The organism is Oceanobacillus profundus, from assembly GCF_003515705.1.
GTDB lineage: Bacteria > Bacillota > Bacilli > Bacillales > Amphibacillaceae > Oceanobacillus > Oceanobacillus profundus.
This window is the reverse complement of sequence record NZ_QWEH01000012.1, coordinates 1-25,266: the sequence shown is the minus strand read 5'-3', so window position 1 is coordinate 25,266 and position 25,266 is coordinate 1. Positions and strand designations below refer to the sequence as shown.

Sequence of the window (25,266 nt, the reverse complement as noted above, 5' to 3'; positions counted from 1 at the left end):
TCCAAAAAGTGAAAACAGGACTAACATTAAGTCAGCCCTGTTCGCATTTTTTCTTCACACATTATCGATTTAGCAAACTACCAACATAGCGTAATAAATCGTTAGCAGACACAGAGTTATAGCCATGTTCATCGATGAGACGTGCAATGACTTCATTTATCTTTTTCAATTGTGACTCATCTGGTGTTTTCGATGATGTCGTAATTTTTACAACATCCTTCAAGTCTGCAAATAGTTTCTTCTGAATTGCTTCACGCAAACGTTCATGTGAATTATAATCAAATCGTTTTCCTTTTCTTGCATAAGCAGAAAGTCGAATAAGAATTTCCTCACGAAATGCTTTTTTCGCATTTTCTGAGATCCCAATTTGTTCCTCAATCGATCGCATCAGCTTTTCGTCTGGACTCATTTCCTCTCCAGTAAGTGGATCACGTAATTTATTTTTATTGCAGTACGCTTCCACGTTATCCAAATAGTTATCCATCAACGTTTTAGCTGATTCTTCATACGAGTAAACAAACGCTTTTTGTACTTCTTTCTTCGCAATCTCATCATATTCTCTTCTTGCTACCGCAATGTAATTCATATATTTTTCCAAGTCATCCTTTGAAATAGACGGATGTTGATCAAGTCCATCCTTTAACGATCGCAATACATCTAATGCATTAATCGATGGCACTTCCTTACGAATTATCGTTGAGGATATCCGGTTAATGACATAACGAGGGTCAATTCCAGACATTCCTTCATCCTGAAATTCCTTCTTTAACTCTTCTGTATCCACTTGATTAAACCCTTCAACACTTTCGCCATCATAAAGCCTCATCTTCTTCACAAGGTCAATTCCTTGTTTCTTCGATTCCTTCAATCTTGTCAGGATTGAAAATATCGCAGCAGCTCGAAGTGCATGTGGTGCCACATGAACATCCGCAATATCACTTTCTTTAATCATTTTCTCGTAGATTCGTTCTTCCTGACTAACTCTTAAATTATATGGAATCGGCATTACAATAATTCGAGAATGCAATGCTTCATTTTTCTTATTTGCTATAAAGGAACGATATTCCGATTCGTTGGTATGCGCCACAATAAGCTCATCAGCGGAAATTAACGCAAATCTCCCAGCCTTGAAATTTCCTTCTTGAGTCAAAGATAATAAATGCCAAAGGAACTTTTCATCACTTTTCAAAATCTCTTGGAACTCCATCATGCCTCGATTTGCCTTGTTTAATTCTCCATCAAAACGATATGCCCGTGGATCGGATTCAGATCCATATTCTGCAATCGTAGAGAAATCAATACTCCCGGTTAAATCAGCGATATCCTGCGACTTCGGATCAGATGGACTGAACGTTCCAATCCCAACACGTTTATCCTCTGAGAAGAATATTCGCTCCACCTTCACATCTTCAATACGGCCACCATACTCCTGATCAAGTCGCATTGTATTTAATGGTGATAAACTCCCTTCAATTCGGATACCATACTCTTCATAAAAATCTTCTCGCAAATGCTGTGGAATTAAATGAAGCGGATCCTCATGCATTGGGCAGCCTTTTATCGCATATACTGCCCCTTCTTCAGTACGTGAATATTGCTCAAGTCCTCGCTTTAACATACTGACGATGGTCGATTTCCCACCACTTACTGGACCCATTAATAATAATATCCGCTTTCTTACATCTAACCTTTTAGCCGCTGGATGAAAATACTCTTCTACTAATCGTTCAATGGCCGTCTCTAATCCAAAAATTCCTTCCCCAAAGAAGTGGAACATCTTCTTATCGTCTTTTTCAGTAACTCCTGAGCTTTTAATCATATGATATACACGAGAATGTGCTGTCTGTGCGACTTCTGGTCTCTCTTTAACAATCTCTAAATATTCTTCAAATGTACCTTCCCATTTTAAACGATTTTCTTCTTCCCTATAGTCTCTCGCCTTATTTAATATATTCATCAGCTACTCCCTCCATCTATGCAGCGGTTTATATATCCTATGCACGGACACATCTTTTCATGCTTTGTATTCAAAAGCGGAAGCGCCCGGGTAGCGACGTACGGACTGCGCCCCGAACTCTGGGGTGGTTCGACGAGTCGAACATTCCTACGCAGGAGATAAAGGAAACATGCCCCTTTAGGGGTATGCCGATGTTAGGCGTAGCCTGATTTTAATCGGCCATCCTTTTACCTAGAGTCGGTGTTGACTTTCACCGCCAGGGTATAAGTGCGACTAAGCCTCTGGCACAGCCAATCGGCAAGTCTTCTTTATCGTGTCATGAGGTGAGGGAAGTCTCGCTAGTCGTTGGGCGCTGGAGCTGGACTTGGCTATTCTACTTTGAAAAATAAATCAAGCTAATTATTATATTTGTTTTCCCTTAAAAAGGCGGGGAATTGTAATTTTCTCTTTAAAAGCAAGTTAATCTATAGGAATCCAGGGTATGATATAATGCAAATAATCTAATAAAGGCTGGTGCACTAGCAGGATAAGAAGTTACTATGCAATCATTAATATCTGTTCCAATACAATGCGTCTCGTTATCTATTCACAAGATAAATCAGGCAGACTGCATGAGGTCGAAAATGTCAAATCAGTTGCCCGTCTTCTTTTTATAACTGACTAAATCCCATTTACATTGAACAAAAAACAACCCAGAGCTGATTGTATCTGGATTGTTTTTCATTTACTATTTAATTATGTCTTGTATAGACTCGACCGCTTTTTCGATAACTCGATCTGTAATGATATAATGTTGTTCCAATTCTTCAAAAGCTTTACCTGCCTCCACTAAATCCTGAATCCCTTTTTTCATATACGATTTGTAATTACGATTCACCGTATCAATTTTCGTTGCAAACCTTTCATCAGTACCTGGAGTAACAGCTTCCACATACAAATCCACTACCTTTTCACCATCACGAGCTGGAAAAAATTCATGTGGATCCGTGCTATCAAATATACAAAATCCAAGCTCAAGGACGAGAACCATATCTAAGCTTTTGGGGTCAAAGCTACAATGATACAACTCCACATCATACCCACGCTCTTCACATGCTTTTGCAATTTTTTTCATAAAGGTTGATTTTCCAGTACCTGCTCTTCCTTTAATATAATAAACATTAGAAAGGTTTTCGATTAAATGCGGGACCTCATTAACAACTCCATTCGGTGTATTCGTACCAAATAAGCGGTGGTATACCTGCGCATCTCTATTCAAGGTTGTGGCTGAAGACAATAAACCTTGAATAAAAGTTTCGGCTAACTTATCCGCTCGTTCGAAGTTCATTTCATTAATATAAATGGCTTCTAAATCATCATGAATTTTTAGACCTGTTGCAAAGTTTTCATAAGCTTTCTCTGTAAAATGATTCACCTTATCTTGTAGTTCCCTCTTTTCAGCTGTTGGTTGATGCTTCCCAGTTATTTGCTCTAAATCAAGTTCTATCCCCTTTGTCTCATTTAATGCAATGCGGTCGGTAACGATTGCTACAGATTTTTCTCGAATGATTATACCATCTAAATAGTTTCTGCCCAGAGGGCTTTTTAAAGCTTCTAGCTTATCCGTTGAATTATAGATGTCAATGAGCTTTTTTAAAATATTTGTTTTATACGTTTCAGAGGGATGCTTTAAATAAATAATTGTCTCTAATTGTTCTATGTTTGTCTGTAAGTAATTCACTAATCCCACTGCAGTATTCCCACTCACATAATAGTTATGAATAGACAAGTTAACACATCCTTTTGGTCGTTTTTCCTAGTTTATGTATTGCCCAAATGAATGTGAATCATGTTCTACGACCATACATTTGCGAGCAGGTAATTTTTGGAGTTTATTGATACAAGAAGAAGCTGAGACAAAAGTATTTTTATGAAATAAAAACCGAACATGATTGGTACAAATAACTCGCTCCGGAAATATACTTCGCGCACCCAGAGACGGCTGGAGTCTACGTATATTTCCTAAGCTAAGCTTATGCATCGTTCGTCTTTAACATTAAACACTTTTGTTATGTCCCAGCTTCTTCCCGTTCTTATTAACTGTTTGCTAACTGACGCATTTCATCTTCTGTAAATACACGAGATCTCGTAATAAATCGTTTCCCTTCCGGACCTTCTAATGAAAACATTCCACCTCTACCATCGATTGCATCAATAATGAGCTGGGTATGCTTCCAGTATTCGTATTGATCTTTTGACATGTAGAAAGGTGTATCGCCTATCTCTCCTAGTAAAACATCTGATTCTCCAGTTCGAAATTCTCCGAGTTGATAGCACATTGGTGAACTGCCATCACAGCACCCTCCTGATTGATGAAACATTAAAGATCCGTGAATGTTGATCAAGGTATTAATCAGACGTAATGCGTCCTCTGTAGCCGTTACACGTTCGACCATGTAAACGCCTCCCTTTATCAGACCCTATTTAGAATAATCCTGCTGGACCTTCACTATAGCTTATTAATAAGTTTTTCGTTTGCTGATAGTGGCCAAGCATCATTAAATGATTTTCCCGTCCGATACCTGATTTCTTATAGCCGCCAAATGCTGCATGTGCTGGGTATTGGTGGTAGCAGTTTGTCCATACACGGCCAGCCTGAATTTCACGGCCAAATCGGTAAGCTATGTTAATATTACGTGTCCAAACACCTGCACCTAATCCATATAATGTGTCATTAGCGATTTCCATAGCTTCCTCTTTATCTTTAAACGTTGTCACGGAAAGAACAGGTCCAAAAATTTCCTCTTGAAAAATACGCATTTTATTATTCCCTTTAAAAATCGTTGGCTCGACATAATAACCATTTTCAAGCTCATCTTCAAGCCTGTTTACATTGCCACCAATCAGGACCTCTGCACCTTCCTGTTTTCCGATATCCAGATAAGATGCGATTTTTTCCAATTGCTCGTGTGAAGCTTGTGCCCCCATCATTGTTTCCGTATCTAGCGGATGACCAATTTTAATTTGTTTTACGCGATCGATCACACGTTCCATAAATTGATCATAGATCGATTCATGGACCAGAGCACGAGACGGACATGTACAAACCTCACCTTGGTTGAGTGCAAACATAACGAAGCCCTCCACCGCTTTATCCAAGAAACCATCATTTGCATCCAGTACATCCTCAAAGAAAATATTTGGTGATTTGCCACCAAGTTCCAGTGTAACAGGGATAATATTTTCAGATGCATATTGCATAATCAATCTTCCGGTAGTTGTTTCCCCTGTAAATGCTACTTTGGAAATACCAGGGTTCGTAGCAAGTGGTTTTCCTGCTTCAACACCAAATCCATTTACAATATTAACAACACCTGGTGGTAACAGATCTTGAATAAGCTCCATGAACACATGGATGGAAGCCGGTGTTTGTTCAGCTGGCTTCAGTACGACACAGTTCCCAGCAGCAAGTGCCGGCGCTAGCTTCCATGTTGCCATCAGCAATGGAAAGTTCCAAGGAATAATTTGTCCGACGACACCAAGTGGCTCATGAAAGTGGTATGCTACTGTATCATCGTCAATCTGACTGATCCCACCTTCTTGTGCTCGGATAACACCTGCAAAATATCGAAAATGATCAATAGCAAGCGGTATGTCTGCAGCTAACGGCTCTCGGACCGCTTTTCCATTATCCCAGGTTTCAGCGACTGCCAGCTTTTCTATATTTTCTTCCATGCGATTGGCAATCTTATTTAATATATTTGAACGTTCTGTAACAGAAGTCTTTCCCCAAGCGTCTTTTGCTGCATTAGCCGCATCAACTGCAGCCTGAACGTCTTCTTTTGTAGAGCGAGCAATCTCACAAAATACCTTGCCCGTTACGGGACTGACGTTTTCAAAATACTTTCCATTCATCGGTGGCCGGTATTCCCCTCCAATAAAATTATCATAACGCTCCTTGAATGTGACGATTGAACCCTCTGTATTTGGGTTTGCATACCTCATACTCCATTCCTCCTCTTATATTGTAATGATTTACAAATACATGCTGAAGAATCATGTTGTATTCCCTATTTTCAATTATATCGGTATTATCAGAATCATTCAAATAAATCTGGTGGATTCGCCTAAAAAACCTTAATAAACTCAACATTGCCAAGCCTTTAGGCGAATGTCTTAGTTGCACTTATGCAAGATAAGAAAGTTTATACTTTCTTATCTGCTAAAAAAAAGCTGTGACCAATCTTCCCGTCACAGCTTTTCCTAATTTTAATGATGATGGCTATGCCCTTTTGATGGGTTGGTAATCACAAATCCTTCGTTGTTCACAAAGAAGTATTGAATCCAAATTCCATCTAAAAATTCCTCACGTGTATCAAGCAATATATCAACATCTTTATCTGTTTTCACAATTTCATCATGCTCTGTTGGTGTATCTAAAGAAATACCATAATGTGCATGATCACCGTGCATATGAGAAATATTTACTCGGATCATTTTGCCTTCTGCTTCTTCTTTTGCCAGCATTTCCTTTAGCATTTTTGCTGCATTACGATTTATTTTACATTTCATGTTCTAGTCTCCAATCTATTATGCATCTGTTGTACAAGTATATATTATCCCATGAAATCGATGAAAATCCTAATATTTCAGACTGGCTTTAGGGAGAATTAAAAAAATCCCCATTCATTCGGAGATTTTTCTAATTATTTCTTCCATGACTTATAATCGCCTTGTAAAAGCTTTAATATCTGAATAAATAATCCTTCACTTTCATAATCCATACATGTTACTTATTCCATTACATATTGAACCCACTTGTTAGGACGTCACTACCAGCCAGAATAAGTAAATATTTAAGCTGTCTGGATTTGTGCTATTTGCGTTAATTTTTTTAGCAGGGAATGAAATATATGCTCCACATCGCAAGCTTCTGGAACTTTAGGATTAGTCACAATTCCATTACCGCTAAAGGAATCTTCTACAAGCAGCGGAATGCTATCTTTAAATTCCTCTAAGTCAATATATCGTAACGCATCCTCCCAAATGGCAAATTTATCATTATATGATTTAATTAGCTTATGAGCCTGTTTAGCTAATTGATCTCTTTCTCCAGTATCTTCTTCTCCTAAATTTACTGCAATAGCTGCATATTTCTCTGCTGCTGCTTCTAGGCCAAATTCGACTACAAACGGTAATAACAGCGCAACACTTAATCCATGTGGAATATTAAACCTTGCACCTAATGGTCTCCCTGCAGCATGTGCCAAATTTGTAGATGCATTGGAGAAAGCAATTCCGGCATAACAGCTTGCGAGCAGCATTTTTTCACGAGCCTCCACATTTGCTCCGTTTTCATAAACCTTAGGTAACGACCTGCCAATCATACGAATTGCGTTTAGCGCATAATTATCTGTTGTTGCGCTGGCAAGCGTTGATACATATGCTTCCATTGCATGGGCCAGTGCGTCAAGACCAGTGTAAGCTGTGAATTGACTTGGTAGACTTTTTGTCAGTAACGGATCTAGAATAGCAACATCTGGTACCAAGTCTTTATGTCCTGGATTCATTTTAATCTCTGTCTTCATATTTTTTACGACCATTACTTTTGTCGCCTCAGAACCTGTACCCGCTGTAGTAGGCACAGCCAGCAGCGGAAGCCTTTTCAACCGGTTTTGAGCAGCTATATCCTCCCACGCTAAAGTTGGATTAACCGCAAACACAGAAGCTGCTTTGGCAATGTCTATAGCGCTTCCTCCCCCGATTGCGACAACACAATCTGCATTAGATTTGAGCAGACTATCCAATGCGGCAAGAAGGTGATCAGTTGTAGGCTCTCCCCTGTAATCAGAAAAAATCGTAACTGCAAGATTTTGTTTTTGTACGATAGATTTGATTTTCACATCATAATTTAGACCTTCAGAAGCTAGAAACGCATCCATTACGACAAATAACTTCGTTGCTCCATTTTCAACTGCTATTTTCCCTAAGTGTTCTAAGCTATTTGATCCCAGTTCAATTTGACGTGGTAAATATGTTGAAGCCATTATTAAACCTCCTTCAGTAATTTTCCATCTGATAATTTTTTCAGTATTTGCAGTTACTCACTCCCTTCAAAGCACTATTATTAAATGAACGAAACCCATTACCTCATATATTCAACCAGCCATAAGCTGATATCTGGTATATAGGTGACAAGTAGCAGAACAACGACCATCGTAATTAACAATACTCCAATTCCTTTAACCACTTCCTCTATTTTCAATTTGGCTACTCCAGCTGCAACAAATAAATTCACTCCTACTGGTGGTGTAATGAATCCAATTGCTAAATTGAAAATCATAATCAAACCGAAATGAACTGGGTCTACCCCAATTGCTAGTGCCATTGGCAGCAAAATCGGTGTTAAAATAACGATTGCCGCTAATGACTCCATTATTAAACCAACGAGTAATAAGAAAGCATTTAGTAACAGCAGAATGACCCATTTATTTTCACTAATACCCAGTACAAAGTTAGCTACTACTTCTGCAACTCTTTCCAATGTGATTAATCTCCCGAATATACTTGCCATCACAATTAGTAAATAATGACCGAGGATGTAATGCCTGCTTTTGCTAGATTTCTATATAAACCTTTAAAATCCATATCCTTATAGATAAACATTCCTATAATAATTCCATAGCCAGCTGCAACTGCTGCCGCTTCCGTAGGGGTCATGAATCCACCATAGATACCGCCTAAAATAAATATGGGAACGAGTAAAGCTAGTTTGGCATCCCACGCAGCAGACAATGTATTTTTTAAACTGAAAGCAGTTTTATCTCCTCGCCAATCATTCTTTTTTGCAATAAAGTAGGTCACCACTATTAAGGCAATGCCTGTCAGAATTCCAGGAATTATTCCTGCAATGAACAATTGTGAAATCGACTGTTGGGAAACAACTCCATAAATCACCAGAGGATTACTAGGGGGAATAATAACTCCAATTGTTCCTGCAGCAGCTACGACCGCAGTTGCAAACCCTGGTGAGTATCCTTGCTTGATCATAGCTGGTATTAATAATGTTCCAATAGCTGCAACCGTTGCAGGACCCGACCCACTAATCGCTGAGAAAAACATACTTGTCACAATTGCTACGAGTGCAAGACCACCTGGCAAGTAACCAAGTAACTCATCTGATAAATTCAATAGCTTTCTGATGATGTTTCCACCACCCATAATAATTCCAGCAGCAATAAAAAACGGAACAGCCATGATTGGGAAATTATCAATACTTGTAAATGCGGTCTGCGGAAAAAAATCTATAGGAATTGCATTGGTAGCTAATACCGTTGCTAATGTACTAACACCGAGTGCAAAAGCAATCGGCATACCAAGAACAATAAACAATATAAAATAGCCAAATAGCAACAAGGATATGCTTGATTCACCTAAGGTCAAGACAGGAAGGATCATTATAAATGCAAGGATTGTTCCAATTAGTCCAGCCTTTACATCCATATGTTTTGTATCCTGCATTAGATTTTGAATTAAGCGGATTGCCATAAGCAAGAAGCCAAGTGGTACAGCGCTATAAGGGATTGCCATCGGCAGAGATAATGCTGGTGTAGTCTGACCTGTTTCAAACTGGAACATAATTAACGTGTATCCATATTTAACAATCATGTAGCTGAAGTAAAGCATAAAAATTGTGTTGGCAATATGAATCGATTTTTGTAATCCTGAAGGCAACCTGTCTACTAAAGCAGTAACCTGGATTGAATCTCTCTTTTTAATAGCTAGACTAGCACCTAGAAATGAAACAAAAATAAAAATGTAGCGGGAAACTTCTTCTGTCCATGTGGTAATATTAGCAAACTCAATAAATGGTAAAATATATCGATTGATCACTTGAAGATTAATTAAGATGATAAACGTCAGAAAGCCCAGTACAATTAGCACTTCCTCAAATCGCTGATCCATAAATTTCAATGTTTTTAGTAATCCGCTGTTTTTTTTCATTAGTGGTGAATTATGATGCCTATTTTCCATTGCAGATAAATCTCGCCCCATATTTTCTCAGCTCCTCCCACCCAGTTGAGGGATTTTTTAAAACTGAAATAGATTATTTAAAGATGTCTTCCCTTGTCTTCCCAAGTGTTTCAAGAATGATGTCGACATACTCAGGCTCTGCCACTCCCTCTTTCACAAACTGATCCCAAACTGGCTCTGCAGTTTGCTTCCATATCTTCATTTCTTCTTCTGTTGGTTCATAGATTTCAATTCCATAATCAATAAACTGCTGCTTTGCTTCGTCTTCTCTTTCATTCGCAAGATCACGTTGCCATTCTGTTGCCTCTAGGCCAGCCTCCATAATGATATCTTGATATTCCTTTGATAGTGCATCAAATTTATCTTTATTCATAACAACGATGTCCGAACTGTAATTATAATTCACCTCAGTAGCATAATTTAACACCTCTTGATGTTTGGAATCCCAAAGCAAAGAATAGCTATTTCCTTCTCCTTCTACTGTACCTTGCTGCAATGCAGTAAAGACCTCTGACCAAGCTACAGGTGTCGGACTTGCACCAAATTCACTAAAATCAGCTTGTTCAATTCTAGAATTTGTTGTTCTAATTTTAAGCCCGGCCATATCTTTTGGAAGTTTAACTGGTCTTACGTTATTCACAACCTGACGAAATCCATAGTCAGGAAAGAATATAACTTTGAATCCTGACTTTTCCATTTCCTTTCGAATGATTTCTCCTGGCTTCCCATCCACGGCTTTATACACTTCTTCTTTATTCTCAAAAATATAAGGAAGATCCCAAGCGGTAAAATAATTTGTGAAGCTAGTCATATTTGGAGTAGAGGAGCTGGCCAATTCCAGACTTCCTCTCTGAGCACTTTCGATTACTTCTCTATCACTTCCGAGCAGAGAATCGTGAAATGTATCCACGGTTATTTTTCCATTTGACTTCTCCTCAACTAGTTCCGCAAATTTGTTAATTCCGATTGAAACTGGGTGACTACCAGCTTTTGATTGACCAAGTCGCAGTGTTATTTCCTCAGATTGACCAGCAATAGCATTTTGATTGAGTACATTATTTCCAATCAACGTAAAACTTAAGAAGGCTAAAATAACTAGGAGGATAATAACAGTGGATTTCACTTTTTTCATCAAATAACTCCTCTCATTTGATAACGCTTACATTTATGTTAGTTTTCTTTTTATTTTGATACGGAAAACATACATATCCGGACGATATAAGCCTTGGTAAGACTCAACAGCTTTTCCAAACTGATCATAAATAACTCTTTCTGTACAAAGTACAGTTGAGGATTCAGGTATTTCTAAATGTGCAGCTTCTTGTTTATTAGCTTGATGGGTTGTAATTGATTGCTCTGCTTCACTTAAATTGATAGATAGTTCATTTTCTAACAGATCGTAAATTGTTGCTGTATTTAAGTCAAATGCTGAAAGCTTTATTCCTATTTCGGATGGATAAAAGTGCTTTTCAATTGCTACTGGAATGTTATCTGCAAAACGCAACCGCTCGATTAAATAAGCATCCTTGTTGAATTCAAATATCTTCACTCCATCTTGCTGTAATAGTTTTCCAGAATATAATAGCCTGCTGCTCGGATTCATTCCCGTTCTTATTACCGTATCGGTAAAGCTATTTAATGAGGTTAACCACTCTTGTATTGGGGGATGTTCAGAAATAAATGTACCTTTTCCATGAACCTTTTGAAGTTTTCCTTCATTTACTAATTTGGAAACAGCTTCTCTGACTGTCGTTCTGCTAACAGCATACATATCCATTAATTCTCGCTCACTGGGTATCTTTTCTTGATATGCCCCAACTCGAATTTGCTTTTCCAGCAAATTACTAATTTGTGCGTGTAATGGAATCGGTAAATCAGCATTAATCATCTACATCCTCCTTTGCATGTATACTAGTAGTGATGTCATGTCGTACGTACCAGAAATCTCATCTTGACGATTAAGCTATTATTTTCTTTTATTAAAACAGTTGCTTTTTTATAAGTCAATAGATTCTGTAAATTCGGATTATCAGAAATTATAATATACCTTATTATAATTTCTAATATTGAACATACATGCCAATCTCTATACTGTTGATAGAATCGCATAAAAACAAGAAAGGATGAACCTTTCTTATTTCTTAAACCTATATAATGGCTTCTAGCTATTTCAATACTTCACGATTATACGTCTTAACATCCATCACCTGACCATCTACAATGTAATATTGTGTTTCACCTCTTAAAACTACCCATGTTTTAATGGTGTTTTCACCTGTTTGAACCACGATAAAACGCCAGTCCTCATCATACACATTATTCAGATCCTGGGAGATATCTTTCTGGAGATTTCTTTCTTGAAGCTCTTTCATATTTAGTAAATTTATCCCACCACGATTGTGAACGTCTTCCGCTAACTCGTCCGATAACTCTTCTAGCGGGTGCCTCGCTAGATAATCCTCGGAAAAATATGTTTCTACTAATTCATCATCTTCCAATAAAGCTGCTTCATACATATCTGATACTACAGATACAGCTACTGCATTAAAACATCCGCTCAATAACAGCATTGGTATACATATCATTACGGCTATCAGTCGTTTCATAAAATAACCTCTCTTAGCAATTTCATCAATTAAATTCTAAGCTATTACTAGAAAAATTTAAACTCTAAACATTAGAAAACAGAGCATTCGGCTATAGGCGAATGCTCTAGTTGCACTTATGGAAGTAGAAAAGTTATTTTACTTTCCTACTTCCATAAATGATGCAGATTCATTTGAACCTTGCATCATTGATATGATAGATGTAAGATTTTTCTTTTTTAGTGAAAAAGGTTTTCATGCATAAGGGAGTGAATGTTCCACTGATCATCCACCGCACCTTCAGTGCTATTTAACGCTGAAACAATGATTAAAACAGAAATAATGAGAAGTGATAGTACGGTGACGATCCAAATCAGTTTGCGACCGGTCATACGTACACCTCCTGTTTGAATTGGTCAAATTGGCAATTGCTTTTTACTCTTTTTCTGACCTAATTCATTCTATGTACACTGTTTCATAGTTAGAATTCAAATGTAGCATGTTGCATTTCTAAAGATCATAGCTATCTGGATTTGTCCCTGCCCGATCATTGTTATTCATCGCATCCAACTTTTCCATATCCTCTTTTGTGAGTGAGAAATCAAATATGTCCGCATTCGCTTTAATCCTTTCATCTGTAATCGATTTAGGAATGGTAATAACTTCATGCTGAATATCCCAGCGCAAAATGATCTGCGCTGTTGTTTTCCCATGTTTTTTTGCAATTTCTATAAGTATTGGATCATCAAACAATTGGCCACGTTTTAATGGTGACCATGCCTCAAACTTAATATTTTCATTTGCGCAAAATTCCCGCAGCTCCATTTGGCTTAAATGCGGGTGAAATTCTACTTGATTAATGACAGGTTGAACATGACTATCCTTTAATAATTTCTGTAAATGATGTACATGAAAATTGCTAACACCAATTGCCCGAACCCTGCCCTCATTATATAATTTTTCCATAGCTCGCCACGTTTCCTTATACTTTCCTTTTACTGGCCAATGAATGAGATAAAGATCTAAATACTCAAGCCCTAATTTCTGTAAACTTCTTTCATAGGCTTCCAACGTGCTCTCGTAGCCTTGTTCATCATTCCAAACTTTCGATGTAATAAAAAGCTCTTCTCTAGGGATACCAGACTCACTGATTGCCTGCCCAACCCCGACCTCATTATCGTAAAAAGATGCAGTATCAATACTGCGATACCCATACTTTAATGCCGCTTTAACAGCATTGACCACCGTTTCTCCATCTTCAACCTTATAAACTCCAAGTCCAAACCCTGGCATTTTCACATCATTATTTAATGTAACGGTATCCTGCAAATGTGTAATCATATCGAACCCCTCCTATTCCATTCTCCATCTATCTTATCTTAGCTTTTTTAATGGACATTGTTAATCTATATGTATATTAGTAGGCATAAATAAATCCCAGGTAAACAATTAAATCGTTTATCTGGGACCCAATTTACAGTGTATACCAATACTTCCCATCTCTAATTTCCCGCTGACACTCCCCGTTATACCGTAGATATTCCAAGTGGGCGAGTGTTTCACCAACCGCAAACCTTGTTTCATGAATGGTCAGCTGCCTTTTGAAAAGCTTTTCGGTAGCCTCATAAATCGTACGTCCATTTTTTAATATACCTATAAGTACACCTAATCGTTCATCATGATGTGCTCTAATTTCATCAATCCGTTTACTTGCACCGTTAAATGGGTTTCCATGTGATGGTACGACTAAATCAGCATCCAATTTTCTTATTTTAGCTAATGAGGTAAAATACGTTCTTAAAGGATTTGGATCACCATGAAACCAGTAGGAAATGTTCGGTGTGATGCTTGGTAAAATATGATCGGTTGAAAGCAGCATATTTTTTTCTTTGTTATAAAAGCTTACTAGTCCATCTGAATGTCCAGGTGTAAAAATCACCTCATATTCATATTTTCCAATCGGAATCGATTCACCTTCCTCAAAATAATGGTAAACATTTGGATATGGTGTTACCAGCGGTACAAATTCCCTTGTATTCGAGCTCATTTTAGTTGCAACATCTGCAGGAATTCCCGACAGCTGATAGTTTTCATGCAGACCATTTAAAAAATGTTCCTGCCATGCTACCAGACCTGCCTCAGCATCAATACGTGACATCGAAACTTTTGCAGCCGTCTTTTTCTGCAACCCTCCAGCATAACCAAAATGATCTGGATGGTAATGTGTAATGATAATATTTGTTACTGTCTTACCATCCAATTCTTTCTCCCATCGCTCTGCAGTTGATTTATTATGCAGCCCTGTATCAATTACTTGAAAACCATTTTCCCCCTCTGCCAGAAAACAATTTACATGGTTTAGGCGAAAGGGAAGGTCAATTTTCACTAATTGGATTCCGTATTCTTCTAACACAACAATTCACTTCCTTCTCTAAAAACACACTTAAGCATAGCTTATTTCTACTTCTTATTAGTTAACTTTCCTTTCTCCTTCCCAGAACATTTCACGTAACAGGTACTTTTGTAATTTACCCGTTGCAGTTTTGGGTAACGCTTCCACAAATTTCACAGCCTTTGGTGCTTTAAAATGTGCCATATTATCACGACAATAGCGAATTACCTCATCTTCTGTCAACGTCGCATCGGGTTGAAGCACGATGATGGCAAGCGGCACCTCTCCCCATTTTTCATCTGGAATCGCAATCACAGCCACCTCAAGGACATCTGAATGCTTGTACAACATACCTTCAACCTCCGTAGAAGATATATTTTCGCCACCGGAGATAATCAAATCCTTGGCGCGGTCACGAATTTCTATAAATCCATCCGGGTGGGTTACAGCAAGATCTCCCGTGTGGAACCAGCCATCTTTAATTGCTGCACTCGTTTTTTCCTCATCTTTATAATAGCCCTTCATAACTACATTTCCTTTTGTAATGATTTCACCTAATTCTTCCCCATTCCAGCGTACTTCCTCGCCATCCTGATGGACAACCTTTGTTTCGCCATTAAAGGCAAGCTCAATTCCTTGCCTCGCTTTTATCGTTGCTTGTTCATCCATTGATTTGCCATCAAACGCTTTTTTCCACTCACAGTAGAGGATAAATGGAGATGTCTCTGTTAAACCATAGACATGAATCATATTTAAACCGAGAATCTCCTGGGCTTTATGGATAAGTGCCGCTGCAGGTGGTGAACCAGCTGTTGCCATCCGTGGACTGGTCGTTATCGTTACATCCTTTGCCTTTGGTTCGTTCACTAGCATATTAATCACTGTCGGCGCACCGCATAACAATGAAATCTTTCTATTTTCAAACAGTTCTAAAATAAGTGGAGGGTCTACTTTTCGCAAACATACATGGGTAGCACCTGCTGCGGTAATTGCCCAAACGCCTCCCCAGCCATTTGCATGAAACATTGGCAATGTATGTAGATAGACATCATCATGCTCCACACGCAAATGATGTAAAAAATTAGCCGCATTCATATAATTGCCCCTGTGCGTTAGCATCACACCTTTTGGATGTGAAGTCGTTCCACTTGTATAATTAAGTGTTAAAAGCTGATTCTCATCAAAATTCACCGAAGGAAGCATAAGGTCTGCTTGTACGCCACTTAGATAATTCTCGTAATCGATTCCAGTTAAAGAAGTCTTTTGATCATCAACAGCAACAACAATAATCGTTTCCAACGATAGCTTCTCTTGAATTTCCTCAATTGGTTTAGCAAATTCCTCATCAACGATCAGCATTTTAGCATCACTATGGTTAATAATATACGCTAAATCGTTTGCAGTGAGGCGGTAGTTTAATGGCACCATCACAGCACCTAACTGACAAATTCCATAGAAGCACTCTAGCATGTAATGCGTATTCGGGAGCATCACTGCAACATGATCTCCTTCCCCGATCCCAGTTTCGATTAAAGCTTGGGAGAGCCTATCCACCCGATTGCCAAATTCTTTATACGTAAATTCCTTTTCTCCATCAATAACAGCAACTTTTTCTGGATAGTATTTGATTGCACGTCTTTTCCAATCTAGTGGTGTAAGTGGTGATAACATCGTAACAACTCCTTCGTCTTTAATCGTTTATAAGAGTAGATTTTTACCAATAATTAATTTCATTACTTCCGAGGATCCGCCATAAATTCGTTGTACCCGTGCATCTGCATATGCTCGGGCGATGGGATATTCTGTCATATACCCATAACCTCCAAAAAGCTGTAAACAATGATCCATCACTTCTCCCTGAACCTCGGTACAGCTTAACTTAGCCATGCTTGCTGTTACTGTATCTAATTCTCCCTTAATTAATAGATTTGTACATTCATTAGCAAAGGAGCGTTGAACCCTTGCCTTCGTTGCCACTTCTGCTAAAACAAATTGGGTATTTTGAAAGGAGGCGAGCGTTGTTCCAAAAAGTTCACGCTCTTTCACGTATTGAACCGTTTGCTCAATTATTCCTTCCATCGATGCTACAGCATTGTTTGCAACAATTAATCGTTCCCTCGGTAACTCGCTCATTAAAATCTTAAAGCCTTGATCCTTTTCTCCCAAGATAGCAGCTTCCGTTACAAGAACATCTTCAAAGTATAATTCTGATGTATCACAGGAATGCAGACCAATTTTATCCAGATTCGTTCCTCGTTCAAAACCAGCTACAGGAACATCCACGATGAACAACGTTATTCCTCGAGATGGCTTTACATCCAAATTTGTTTTTGCAACAACGACAACAAAATCACAATGCTGTCCATTTGTAATAAATGTTTTAGAACCATTTAATTGATAAGCTGCTTGTTTTCTATCATACTTAGCGATCGTTTTAATCCCTTGCAAATCGCTTCCTGCTGCTGGTTCGGTCATAGCAATTGCACCAATCAATTCTCCGGTCGCCATTTTCGGAAGGTAGTGTTTCTTTTGTTTTTCTGTGCCGTAGTTTAATAGATATTGTGCAATGATTGTATCATGGACCGATAAATTAGCGGCAATCGAGTTATATCCTAATCTACTAAACGTTTCAATAATCGTTGTCGAATATAAAAATGTCGTTCCAAGCCCACCGTATTCTTCAGGTACCTCTGGTAAAAGAAACCCTTGATTTCCAAGCTTATTCCATAAATCTCTTGGAATATTTCCTTGCTTTTCCCAAGTAGCATAGTGATCAGCAATTTCCTTTCTGCAAAATTCTGTTGCGCTTTTACTAAGCAGATTAATTTCCTCTTTCTCTTCAGATGTCTGATGCATTTTCTCCTCCCCTTTGTGATGCATGATAACTACTTACCTTTGAAGCTAGGTTTCCTTTTTTCAAAAAAAGCACGAATTCCCTCTTCATTATCCTCTGTCTGAAGTAGCAGCGTTTGTACAGCTGTTTCTTGCATATCATTCGTATCGTAAGTCAGCTCCTGTGAATGATTAACCAATTGTTTAACAAACTGATTGGCAAGTGGCGGACCATCGACGATAAACTGAGCAAATTCTGCTGCTCCTTTTAATAAATCATCTTCTAAAACACGATTAATAATGCCATTTTCATGGGCAACAGTTGCTGAAATTGGAGTAGCAGAAGAAATCCACTCCTTTGCAAGATTAGACGGTAGCTTTTCTGCTAATGCCTTGATGAGGCCAAGATCTGGAATAATCCCGACATTCGTAAAACTGCATACGAATTTTGCTTCTTTTTGTGCAACAACAAAGTCTGCTGCAACTGCAATACTAAATCCAGCACCAGCAGCAAAACCATGAACCGCACTTACAACATATTTATCTAATTTCCTTATCGTTTGGATGATTGCTAAAGCACGCTTCATGTACTTCATAATTTCTACTGAGTTATTTAGGCTATTTATTGTTTCGAGGTCGCCACCAGCGGAAAACGCCTTCCCTTCTCCGTAAAGAATTATTGCCTTCACATCATCATCTTGATTTGCTTCCTCTAAAGCAGCTACTAGCTCATCTGCCATTTCAATCGATAACGCATTTCGTTTATCTGGTCGATTCATTGAAATATAAGCAATCTTGTTTTCTTTTTTTACTCGTACCACTTCCGACATGTTGAGCCCCCCTTATTGTTTAACAATAGAATTATATTCCCGACTTACTTTTTCCTGTGCGGCTTGATATTGCTTGTTCAGTTCTTCGGTAATTTCTGCAATGGACTGTACCTTCTCAATTCCACCAACACCTTGTCCAGCTCCCCAAATATCTTTCCATGCACGTATAGTTGGATCCCCTAGCTCGGAAAAATCCATTTTTTTGTTTTCAGGTAGATTTTTCGGGTCCAGACCGGAATTTATAATACTAGGAATCAAGTAATTTGCTGGAATCCCACTAAATGCAGGGGTATAAACAATATCATCGATTGTTGATGCAATTGCCATACTCTGGTAACCCTCACTAGCCCCGCTCTCTTTTGCAGAAATAAAATGAGTTCCAAAATAAGCAAAATCTACTCCCAAAACCTGTGCTGCCAGTATATCCTCGCCCTTAGACATCGCCCCAGCAAGTATGAGCGGTCCGTCAAAAAAGCTACGTACTTCATGGACGAAGGCAATTGGATTTAATATCCCAGCATGACCTCCGGCACCACTGGAAACTAGAATGAGACCATCACTTCCCTTTTCCAGCGCCTTTTTTGCGAATTTGATGTTAATAACATCGGAGAGTACGATCCCACCATAATTGTGAACGATGTTTACTACCGGACTCGGATCTCCAAGTGATGTAATGACAATTGGTGGCTGGTGCTTTTCAATTAGTTGAAGGTCTTCCAAAAAACGTTTATTAGAATTATGGCTAATAAAATTAATAGCCCATGGCGCAATTTTACGGCCTGGATTTTGCTCTTTCCGTTGTGTGAGTTCCGACTTTATTTCTCCCATCCACGCATCCAGCTTTTCCGTAGTTCTGGCATTCAAGGCTGGAAAAGAACCAACGATTCCAGCGTTACAAGCTTCGATGACCATGGTTGGATTAGAAATTAAAAACATTGGAGCCATAATGACTGGTAGTGTCATTTGCTGCTTTAACTCGTTTAATTCCATTTTCTTCAATCTCCTTTACTTTTTTGTTTCCATAAAATAATCATGTATTACTCATTGGAAATTGCTAATTGTTTCTTGACTTGATCACGCAATGCCATTTTCAGGAATTTACCGACAGACGTCTTTGGAATTTCTTCTAAAAATAAAACCTCATCCGGTAACCACCATTTCGCAAACTGTGTCTTTAAAAACGCAAGTATTTCCTCTTTTGTGACATTCGCGTTTTCTTTAAGTACAACACAAGCTATCGGTCGTTCCTGCCATTTTGGATCTGGAATCGCAACAACAGCCGCTTCATAAATTGCTTCATGTGCCATTAATGCATTCTCTAAATCAACAGACGAAATCCATTCGCCACCACTCTTAATAAGATCCTTTGTACGATCGACGATTTTTACCGCACCTTCCTCATCTATCGTGACAACATCTCCAGTGTGTAACCAACCATCACGAAAAGCATCCGCCGTTCGTTCATCCTTGTAATATTGATCCGCTATCCACGGGCCACGAATCAACATTTCCCCCATTTCCTCTCCATCTGCTGCAACCTCACCATTTTCATTTACAACCTTAAGCTCAAGACCTGGAACAATCATTCCTTGTCTTGATCGGAATTCTAATCGATCTGCCTCCGATAAATCTGATTGATAACTTTTCAACCTGGAGACCGTTGCAAGTGGTGACGTTTCTGTCATACCATATGCATGGATAAAAGGAATACCATACGTTGATTCAAACGCCTTTATCATTCCTTTTGGCGCTGCCGATCCCCCACATAAAACAGCTCGTAAGCTTTTCATGTTGTAGCTTCCCTGCTCAAGTGCTTTTAATAAACCGAGCCAAATTGTAGGAACTCCGGCCGTTATTGACACTTGGTTTTCTTCGATTAGAGACGCTAATATTTGCGGTGTAGGCGAAGGTCCGGGCAGCACTTGATCTGCACCAAGCCAAGCTGCTGCAAAAGGTATCCCCCAAGCATTCACATGAAACATAGGTACAACTGGCATAGCTATGTCAGCTTCCGACAAGCCAACTGTATTCGCCATTCCAAGTGCCATACTATGCAAGTAGATTCCCCGGTGCGTATATAGCACACCCTTTGGCTTTCCAGTTGTGGCAGATGTATAACACAATCCTGCTGGATCATTCTCATCTAAATCTTCCCGAAATTCATATGTTGGATCAGCATCTTGTACGAGCGCTTCATATGAATATAAAGATGTTAACTTTGACTCTGGTAAAAATGCTTCATCTGTCATTACAACAAAAGCCTCTACTGTTTGGAGCCTGTCCTGTATTCTTTCAATTAGTGGCAGTAAATCGGGGTCAATTAAAAGAATCTTATCCGCTGCATGATTAATAATGTAAATGAGATGCTCTTCTGAAAGCCGGATATTAATTGTATGCAAAACTGCTCCCATACTTGGAACAGCAAAATATGCTTCCAGATGACGATGGTGGTTCCAAGCGAACGTTCCAACTCGATCTCCCTTTTCTATCCCAAGAGATTCAAGCGCACTAGCAAGCGATCGCATTCTTTTCACGATTTTCTTATACGTAAACGAATGGGTTCCAGATAGTGTTCGTGAAATAACCTTTTTCTTCGCATAATACTTTTCCGTATGATTGATCATAAAAGGCAGTGTCAATTGCGTGTTCATCATTGGGCATTTCCCCTTCTCTATTAATTAAAATATAGATAACTAATTTAATACGCCTATTTCTCGAAGAATTAATTCCGTGTGTTCACCACGTTTTGGTGCCGGCAAGAAAGTTTCTTTAGGGCTTTCCGACAATTTTATCGGGTTGCCAATTTGCTTCATATTACCTAATTCAGGGTGAGCTATTGTTTGTATCATTTCTCTTGCCTGCAGCTGCGAATCTTCCAGTGTTTCTTCCATTATCTTCACTGGTGTAACACATGCTTCCTTTTCAGAAAAGATATCCAACCATTCCTCCAAGGTTTTCCCGGCAATATTCGTTTGGATTTCGTGTATCATCTGCTCTTGTTTCTCCTTTGGAGCATCTAAACAGTCAATGAAATCCTGTCTTTCGATTCCTTCGCAAAAAACCTTCCAAAACTTTTGTTCAATGCCACCCATCGATAGAAACCGATTATCTTTCGTTTCATATACTTGGTAACAAGCAAACCCTCCGTTCAAAAGCTCTTCCCCCCGAGTTACTTCTCGTTCAGCAAAAACATTTGGCAATAGCATGTGCATCCAAGATACGACCCCGTCCAGCATCGATACATCGACAAGCTGTCCTTTTCCTGTTTTCTCCCGTTCAAATAATGCTAGCAAAATCCCTGCAATTGCCGGATATGCTCCACCACCAATATCAGCAATTTGTGTAGCTGGGATAACTGGTTTGCGATCCTTTTCCCCCATCACATGTAATAAGCCCGCATAGCTAAGATAGTTTATATCATGTCCAGGTTTGTTTTTATATGGACCGGTCTGTCCATAGCCAGTAATAGCACAATAAATCAGTCTCGGATTTATTTGTTTCAATGTTTCATAGTCAAGTCCAAGCCTCTTCATTACTCCTGGACGAAACGATTCCATAACAACATCCGCAGTTTCTACTAGCTTTAAAAAATGGCTTCGTTCTTTTTCAGTTTTTAAATCGAGACAGATACTTTTTTTATTGCGATTTAGAGAATGAAAGACTGCGCTATCCGCATCAAGCTTTGGTTCAAAGTCTCTTAAATAATCTCCAGCCACTGGATCCTCTACTTTAATTACCTCTGCACCAAAATCAGCAAGCATTAATGTACAATATGGGCCTGGCAGCAGTCTTGTGAGATCAAGTACACGTATCGCTTGTAAAACCATACCTCTCACCCTTTCAAAGCTTAATCGAGTCTTTCAATAATGGTTGCATTTGCCATGCCATGTCCTTCACACATCGTCTGTAACCCGAAACGTCCTCCGGTACGCTCAAGCTCGTGTATCATCGTCGTCATCAACCTTGCCCCGCTTGCACCTAACGGATGACCGAGTGCGATAGCACCACCATTTGGATTTAACTTCGAAGTGTCTGCTCCAGTTTCTTTCAGCCAGGCAATTGGAACAGAAGCAAATGCCTCATTCACTTCAAAAACATCGATATCTTCAATCGTCAGTCCTGCTTTTTTTAATACTTTCTCTGTTGCAGGTATTGGTCCAGTTAACATCAATGTCGGATCAGAACCAACTACCGTTCTTGCTAAAACTCGGAATCTTGGCTTTAGCCCAAGCTCTTCCGCTTTCTCTCGTGACATTAAAAGGATTGCTGCTGCACCATCACTAATTTGGCTCGCATTCCCTGCCGTTATCGTTCCGTCCTCTTTAAAAGCTGGAGCCAGACTTGCTAGCTTCTCGATAGATGAGTTAGCACGTGGACCTTCATCTTCCTTTAACATTGTTTTTGTTCCATCCGAATGTGTAACCTCAAGTGGCATGATCTCTTTTTCAAAATGACCTTTCTTTCTAGCTGCCACCGCTTTTTCATGACTGTTTAATGAAAATTCATCCATCTCTCGTCTTGTGATTCCCCATTTTTCCGCGATACGTCCTGCTGATAAACCTTGATTAATAATTTCATAGTTTCCTGTTAATGCATTACTCAGTTTAACCCCTTGCATATTGGAGCCCATCGGTACCCGTGACATATTTTCAATCCCTGCTGCAACAACTACATCCATATCTCCGCTAATAATTGCTTGCGCTGCAAAATGAACTGCCTGCTGACTTGAACCGCACTGTCTGTCAATGGTCGTACCTGGTACTTCGATTGGATAACCAGCAATTAAAGCTGCTTGTCTTGCAATATCAAAAGCCTGTTCCCCCACCTGGGTAACACAGCCCATGATGACATCCTCAACCAAGCCCGGTGAAATTCCTGCTCGCTTCACTACTTCTGCCAGTGGTTTTGCGGCTAACTCTTCGGCTCGAATACCACTCAATGATCCGTTCCGTTTTCCAACTGGAGTTCTGACTGCCGCGACGATTACTGCTTCTCTCATAGTTAACTTCTCTCCTTGTTATTTCGGCTGCATCCGGATCGCACCATCTAGCCGAATTGTTTCTCCATTCAACATTGGATTTTCGATAATACTCTGCACTAATAGCGCATACTCACTAGGTTTACCCAATCGTGATGGGAATGGTGTCATTTTACCGAGTTCCTCTCTTGCTTTTTCAGGTAAAGTTTCAAACATTGGAGTTAGAAAAAGACCTGGCGCTATTGACATCACTCTGATTCCATATGGAGCAAGATCACGAGCAATCGGAAGTGTCATCCCAGCAACGCCACCTTTAGAAGCACTATATGCAGCCTGTCCAATCTGTCCTTCAAATGCAGCAACAGAAGCTGTGTTGATAATTACACCACGTTCATCAAGCTCATTCGGTTCATTGGAACCCATCCGCTCTGCTGCTAAACGAATAACATTAAACGTTCCAATCAAATTGATCTGAATAATCTTAGAAAAGGCTGCTAAATCATGCACGCCCCTTCTTCCATAAGTTTTTTCAGCAATTGCAATCCCAGCACAATTGACAACTACATTAACTTTTCCAAAATGATTTTCCGTTTCATTCAGTGCTCGCTCTACACTTTTTTCATCTGTAACATCCGTCTCAACAAATAAACTACTTGTCCCTAGCTCTTCTGCAAGAATCTTCCCTCTCTCTTCGTTTAAATCAAGAATGGCTGCTTTTCCGCCATTTTTAATTATATTTCTAGTTGTCGCCTCACCTAGTCCTGATGCTCCTCCTGTAATCACAGCTACAGTACTTACTAGTTTCATCGAGTCCACCCACCCTTACTTTTATTTATTTTTTAGCAGCATGAGCATTACGTAATCTGCAATAACTGCAGCGATTTCTTTTTTATCTTTTTTTCCATCAGCTGTATACCACTGTGTCACCCAATTCATCGCGCCAAAAAGAATATTTCGAGCAATTTTCTTATCTAAGTTGCGAAATACTTGCGTGTGGATTCCTTGTTGAATTATTTCGTCAAAACAATGACTATACTTTGCCTGAAGCTCGCGTAACTTTTCCTGCTGTTCTTCTGAAAAGAATTGTTCCAGCTTCAACATGAGTTCAAACCCAGATTGTTCATGAATAACATGCTCAATATGAACAACCATGGATTGTTTCAACTTCTCTTCTATAGATATGTCTTGTTGTTGGATATATTTCACATTTTCAATACTGCGTTCCAGCAGCATTTGGTGACTTTGATAGAGTAGGTCCTGCTTATCTTTAAAATAATAATAAACAGCACCTTTCGTCATGAGGAGGTTTGCGGCGATATCTTCCATTGTCGTTCCTTGGTAGCCTTTTTCTGCAAAAATATGAACCGCAGAACGTAAAATCTCTTCCTTTTTCTTTGCTATCTTTCTTTCACGTAAAGACATTCATCACACATCCTGACAAACCATTTGTAATCGCTTTCATTTTTATTCTAGTTAGTTAGTTTTTGAATGTCAAGTATGTAGTCAGAAAATTTATATTAAATTTATAAATTAAGATTATTCTTATCGAAAAGAGGCTGAGACATAACTAGCCTAAATTACTGAAAAATGGTTCCGATCATCGGTTTTTGATGATCGGAACCATTTTGCTTTGGATTATTTTTATTATCTACTGTTTGATTTCTGTTCATGGCGGTGTA

23 protein-coding genes are annotated in these 25,266 nt (G+C 39.0%); all 23 read right to left on the bottom strand.

Annotation, left to right across the window (positions count from 1 at the left end; all coding sequences use genetic code 11):
* Positions 1-61: 61 nt before the first annotated feature.
* A complete protein-coding gene (locus D1B32_RS15835; protein WP_095310827.1) occupies positions 62-1,957 on the bottom strand; it encodes an ATP-dependent protease PrkA in 1,896 nt (631 codons plus the stop codon).
* A 727-nt stretch (positions 1,958-2,684) separates the two neighbouring features.
* The gene (locus D1B32_RS15830; protein WP_118889867.1) at positions 2,685-3,725 is read right to left on the bottom strand and encodes a hypothetical protein; all 1,041 of its coding nucleotides are present in this window, start codon (positions 3,723-3,725) and stop codon (positions 2,685-2,687) included.
* A gap of 307 nt (positions 3,726-4,032) precedes the next feature.
* Positions 4,033-4,392, bottom strand: a complete 360-nt coding sequence (locus D1B32_RS15825; protein ID WP_095310846.1) for a DUF779 domain-containing protein — start codon at positions 4,390-4,392, stop codon at positions 4,033-4,035.
* A 28-nt stretch (positions 4,393-4,420) separates the two neighbouring features.
* Positions 4,421-5,941 carry an acetaldehyde dehydrogenase ExaC gene (exaC, locus tag D1B32_RS15820; protein WP_118889866.1) on the bottom strand — a complete coding sequence of 507 codons (1,521 nt, stop codon included), beginning with the start codon at positions 5,939-5,941 and terminating at the stop codon, positions 4,421-4,423.
* A gap of 264 nt (positions 5,942-6,205) precedes the next feature.
* Positions 6,206-6,508, bottom strand: coding sequence for a heme biosynthesis protein HemY (locus D1B32_RS15815; protein WP_095310851.1), 303 nt, complete (start codon positions 6,506-6,508; stop codon positions 6,206-6,208).
* A gap of 284 nt (positions 6,509-6,792) precedes the next feature.
* On the bottom strand, positions 6,793-7,983 hold the full coding sequence (locus tag D1B32_RS15810) for an iron-containing alcohol dehydrogenase (RefSeq protein ID WP_118889865.1): 1,191 nt from the start codon (positions 7,981-7,983) through the stop codon (positions 6,793-6,795).
* A 98-nt stretch (positions 7,984-8,081) separates the two neighbouring features.
* Positions 8,082-8,480 (bottom strand): TRAP transporter large permease subunit, encoded by a 399-nt coding sequence (locus D1B32_RS24455; protein ID WP_262366401.1) that lies wholly within the window; start codon positions 8,478-8,480, stop codon positions 8,082-8,084.
* Between the two features lie 35 nt (positions 8,481-8,515).
* Positions 8,516-9,991, bottom strand: a complete 1,476-nt coding sequence (locus tag D1B32_RS15805) for a TRAP transporter large permease (protein WP_262366400.1) — start codon at positions 9,989-9,991, stop codon at positions 8,516-8,518.
* A gap of 52 nt (positions 9,992-10,043) precedes the next feature.
* Positions 10,044-11,102: a TRAP transporter substrate-binding protein gene (locus D1B32_RS15800; RefSeq protein ID WP_095310859.1), complete on the bottom strand. Its 1,059-nt coding sequence runs from the start codon at positions 11,100-11,102 to the stop codon at positions 10,044-10,046.
* A gap of 33 nt (positions 11,103-11,135) precedes the next feature.
* The gene (locus D1B32_RS15795; RefSeq protein ID WP_118889864.1) at positions 11,136-11,858 is read right to left on the bottom strand and encodes a GntR family transcriptional regulator; all 723 of its coding nucleotides are present in this window, start codon (positions 11,856-11,858) and stop codon (positions 11,136-11,138) included.
* Positions 11,859-12,135: 277 nt separating this feature from the next.
* Positions 12,136-12,576, bottom strand: a complete 441-nt coding sequence (locus D1B32_RS15790) for a hypothetical protein (protein WP_095310863.1) — start codon at positions 12,574-12,576, stop codon at positions 12,136-12,138.
* 218 nt (positions 12,577-12,794) lie between these two features.
* Entirely contained in the window at positions 12,795-12,947 is a 153-nt protein-coding gene (locus tag D1B32_RS23830) for a hypothetical protein (protein ID WP_158586274.1), read from the bottom strand.
* A 118-nt stretch (positions 12,948-13,065) separates the two neighbouring features.
* Complete coding sequence (locus tag D1B32_RS15785; protein WP_118889863.1) at positions 13,066-13,896, bottom strand: aldo/keto reductase; 831 nt, start codon at positions 13,894-13,896, stop codon at positions 13,066-13,068.
* 133 nt (positions 13,897-14,029) lie between these two features.
* Positions 14,030-14,968: an MBL fold metallo-hydrolase gene (locus D1B32_RS15780; RefSeq protein WP_118889862.1), complete on the bottom strand. Its 939-nt coding sequence runs from the start codon at positions 14,966-14,968 to the stop codon at positions 14,030-14,032.
* A 57-nt stretch (positions 14,969-15,025) separates the two neighbouring features.
* On the bottom strand, positions 15,026-16,618 hold the full coding sequence (locus D1B32_RS15775) for a long-chain-fatty-acid--CoA ligase (RefSeq protein ID WP_118889861.1): 1,593 nt from the start codon (positions 16,616-16,618) through the stop codon (positions 15,026-15,028).
* A gap of 27 nt (positions 16,619-16,645) precedes the next feature.
* Positions 16,646-17,803, bottom strand: a complete 1,158-nt coding sequence (locus D1B32_RS15770) for an acyl-CoA dehydrogenase family protein (protein ID WP_118889860.1) — start codon at positions 17,801-17,803, stop codon at positions 16,646-16,648.
* Between the two features lie 29 nt (positions 17,804-17,832).
* The gene (locus D1B32_RS15765; RefSeq protein WP_118889859.1) at positions 17,833-18,609 is read right to left on the bottom strand and encodes an enoyl-CoA hydratase/isomerase family protein; all 777 of its coding nucleotides are present in this window, start codon (positions 18,607-18,609) and stop codon (positions 17,833-17,835) included.
* Positions 18,610-18,621: 12 nt separating this feature from the next.
* Positions 18,622-19,599 carry an NAD(P)H-dependent flavin oxidoreductase gene (locus D1B32_RS15760; RefSeq protein ID WP_118889858.1) on the bottom strand — a complete coding sequence of 326 codons (978 nt, stop codon included), beginning with the start codon at positions 19,597-19,599 and terminating at the stop codon, positions 18,622-18,624.
* Positions 19,600-19,646: 47 nt separating this feature from the next.
* On the bottom strand, positions 19,647-21,263 hold the full coding sequence (locus tag D1B32_RS15755; protein ID WP_118889857.1) for a long-chain fatty acid--CoA ligase: 1,617 nt from the start codon (positions 21,261-21,263) through the stop codon (positions 19,647-19,649).
* Positions 21,264-21,302: 39 nt separating this feature from the next.
* Positions 21,303-22,436: a CaiB/BaiF CoA transferase family protein gene (locus D1B32_RS15750; RefSeq protein ID WP_118889856.1), complete on the bottom strand. Its 1,134-nt coding sequence runs from the start codon at positions 22,434-22,436 to the stop codon at positions 21,303-21,305.
* A gap of 20 nt (positions 22,437-22,456) precedes the next feature.
* Entirely contained in the window at positions 22,457-23,608 is a 1,152-nt protein-coding gene (locus tag D1B32_RS15745) for a thiolase family protein (RefSeq protein ID WP_095310883.1), read from the bottom strand.
* A gap of 18 nt (positions 23,609-23,626) precedes the next feature.
* Positions 23,627-24,394, bottom strand: a complete 768-nt coding sequence (locus tag D1B32_RS15740; protein WP_095310885.1) for a 3-hydroxyacyl-CoA dehydrogenase — start codon at positions 24,392-24,394, stop codon at positions 23,627-23,629.
* A gap of 21 nt (positions 24,395-24,415) precedes the next feature.
* Complete coding sequence (locus D1B32_RS15735) at positions 24,416-25,009, bottom strand: TetR/AcrR family transcriptional regulator (RefSeq protein ID WP_095310888.1); 594 nt, start codon at positions 25,007-25,009, stop codon at positions 24,416-24,418.
* Positions 25,010-25,266 lie beyond the last annotated feature (257 nt).

Coding starts and splice junctions, on each gene's coding strand:
- D1B32_RS15835 (WP_095310827.1), bottom strand. CDS start 1,957: ATGAATATATTAAATAAGGCGAGAGACTATAGGGAAGAAGAAAATCGT.
- D1B32_RS15825 (WP_095310846.1), bottom strand. CDS start 4,392: ATGGTCGAACGTGTAACGGCTACAGAGGACGCATTACGTCTGATTAAT.
- exaC (WP_118889866.1), bottom strand. CDS start 5,941: ATGAGGTATGCAAACCCAAATACAGAGGGTTCAATCGTCACATTCAAG.
- D1B32_RS15815 (WP_095310851.1), bottom strand. CDS start 6,508: ATGAAATGTAAAATAAATCGTAATGCAGCAAAAATGCTAAAGGAAATG.
- D1B32_RS15810 (WP_118889865.1), bottom strand. CDS start 7,983: ATGGCTTCAACATATTTACCACGTCAAATTGAACTGGGATCAAATAGC.
- D1B32_RS15805 (WP_262366400.1), bottom strand. CDS start 9,991: ATGGGGCGAGATTTATCTGCAATGGAAAATAGGCATCATAATTCACCA.
- D1B32_RS15800 (WP_095310859.1), bottom strand. CDS start 11,102: ATGAAAAAAGTGAAATCCACTGTTATTATCCTCCTAGTTATTTTAGCC.
- D1B32_RS15795 (WP_118889864.1), bottom strand. CDS start 11,858: ATGATTAATGCTGATTTACCGATTCCATTACACGCACAAATTAGTAAT.
- D1B32_RS15790 (WP_095310863.1), bottom strand. CDS start 12,576: ATGAAACGACTGATAGCCGTAATGATATGTATACCAATGCTGTTATTG.
- D1B32_RS23830 (WP_158586274.1), bottom strand. CDS start 12,947: ATGACCGGTCGCAAACTGATTTGGATCGTCACCGTACTATCACTTCTC.
- D1B32_RS15785 (WP_118889863.1), bottom strand. CDS start 13,896: ATGATTACACATTTGCAGGATACCGTTACATTAAATAATGATGTGAAA.
- D1B32_RS15775 (WP_118889861.1), bottom strand. CDS start 16,618: ATGTTATCACCACTTACACCACTAGATTGGAAAAGACGTGCAATCAAA.
- D1B32_RS15770 (WP_118889860.1), bottom strand. CDS start 17,803: ATGCATCAGACATCTGAAGAGAAAGAGGAAATTAATCTGCTTAGTAAA.
- D1B32_RS15765 (WP_118889859.1), bottom strand. CDS start 18,609: ATGTCGGAAGTGGTACGAGTAAAAAAAGAAAACAAGATTGCTTATATT.
- D1B32_RS15760 (WP_118889858.1), bottom strand. CDS start 19,599: ATGGAATTAAACGAGTTAAAGCAGCAAATGACACTACCAGTCATTATG.
- D1B32_RS15755 (WP_118889857.1), bottom strand. CDS start 21,263: ATGATGAACACGCAATTGACACTGCCTTTTATGATCAATCATACGGAA.
- D1B32_RS15750 (WP_118889856.1), bottom strand. CDS start 22,436: ATGGTTTTACAAGCGATACGTGTACTTGATCTCACAAGACTGCTGCCA.
- D1B32_RS15745 (WP_095310883.1), bottom strand. CDS start 23,608: ATGAGAGAAGCAGTAATCGTCGCGGCAGTCAGAACTCCAGTTGGAAAA.
- D1B32_RS15740 (WP_095310885.1), bottom strand. CDS start 24,394: ATGAAACTAGTAAGTACTGTAGCTGTGATTACAGGAGGAGCATCAGGA.
- D1B32_RS15735 (WP_095310888.1), bottom strand. CDS start 25,009: ATGTCTTTACGTGAAAGAAAGATAGCAAAGAAAAAGGAAGAGATTTTA.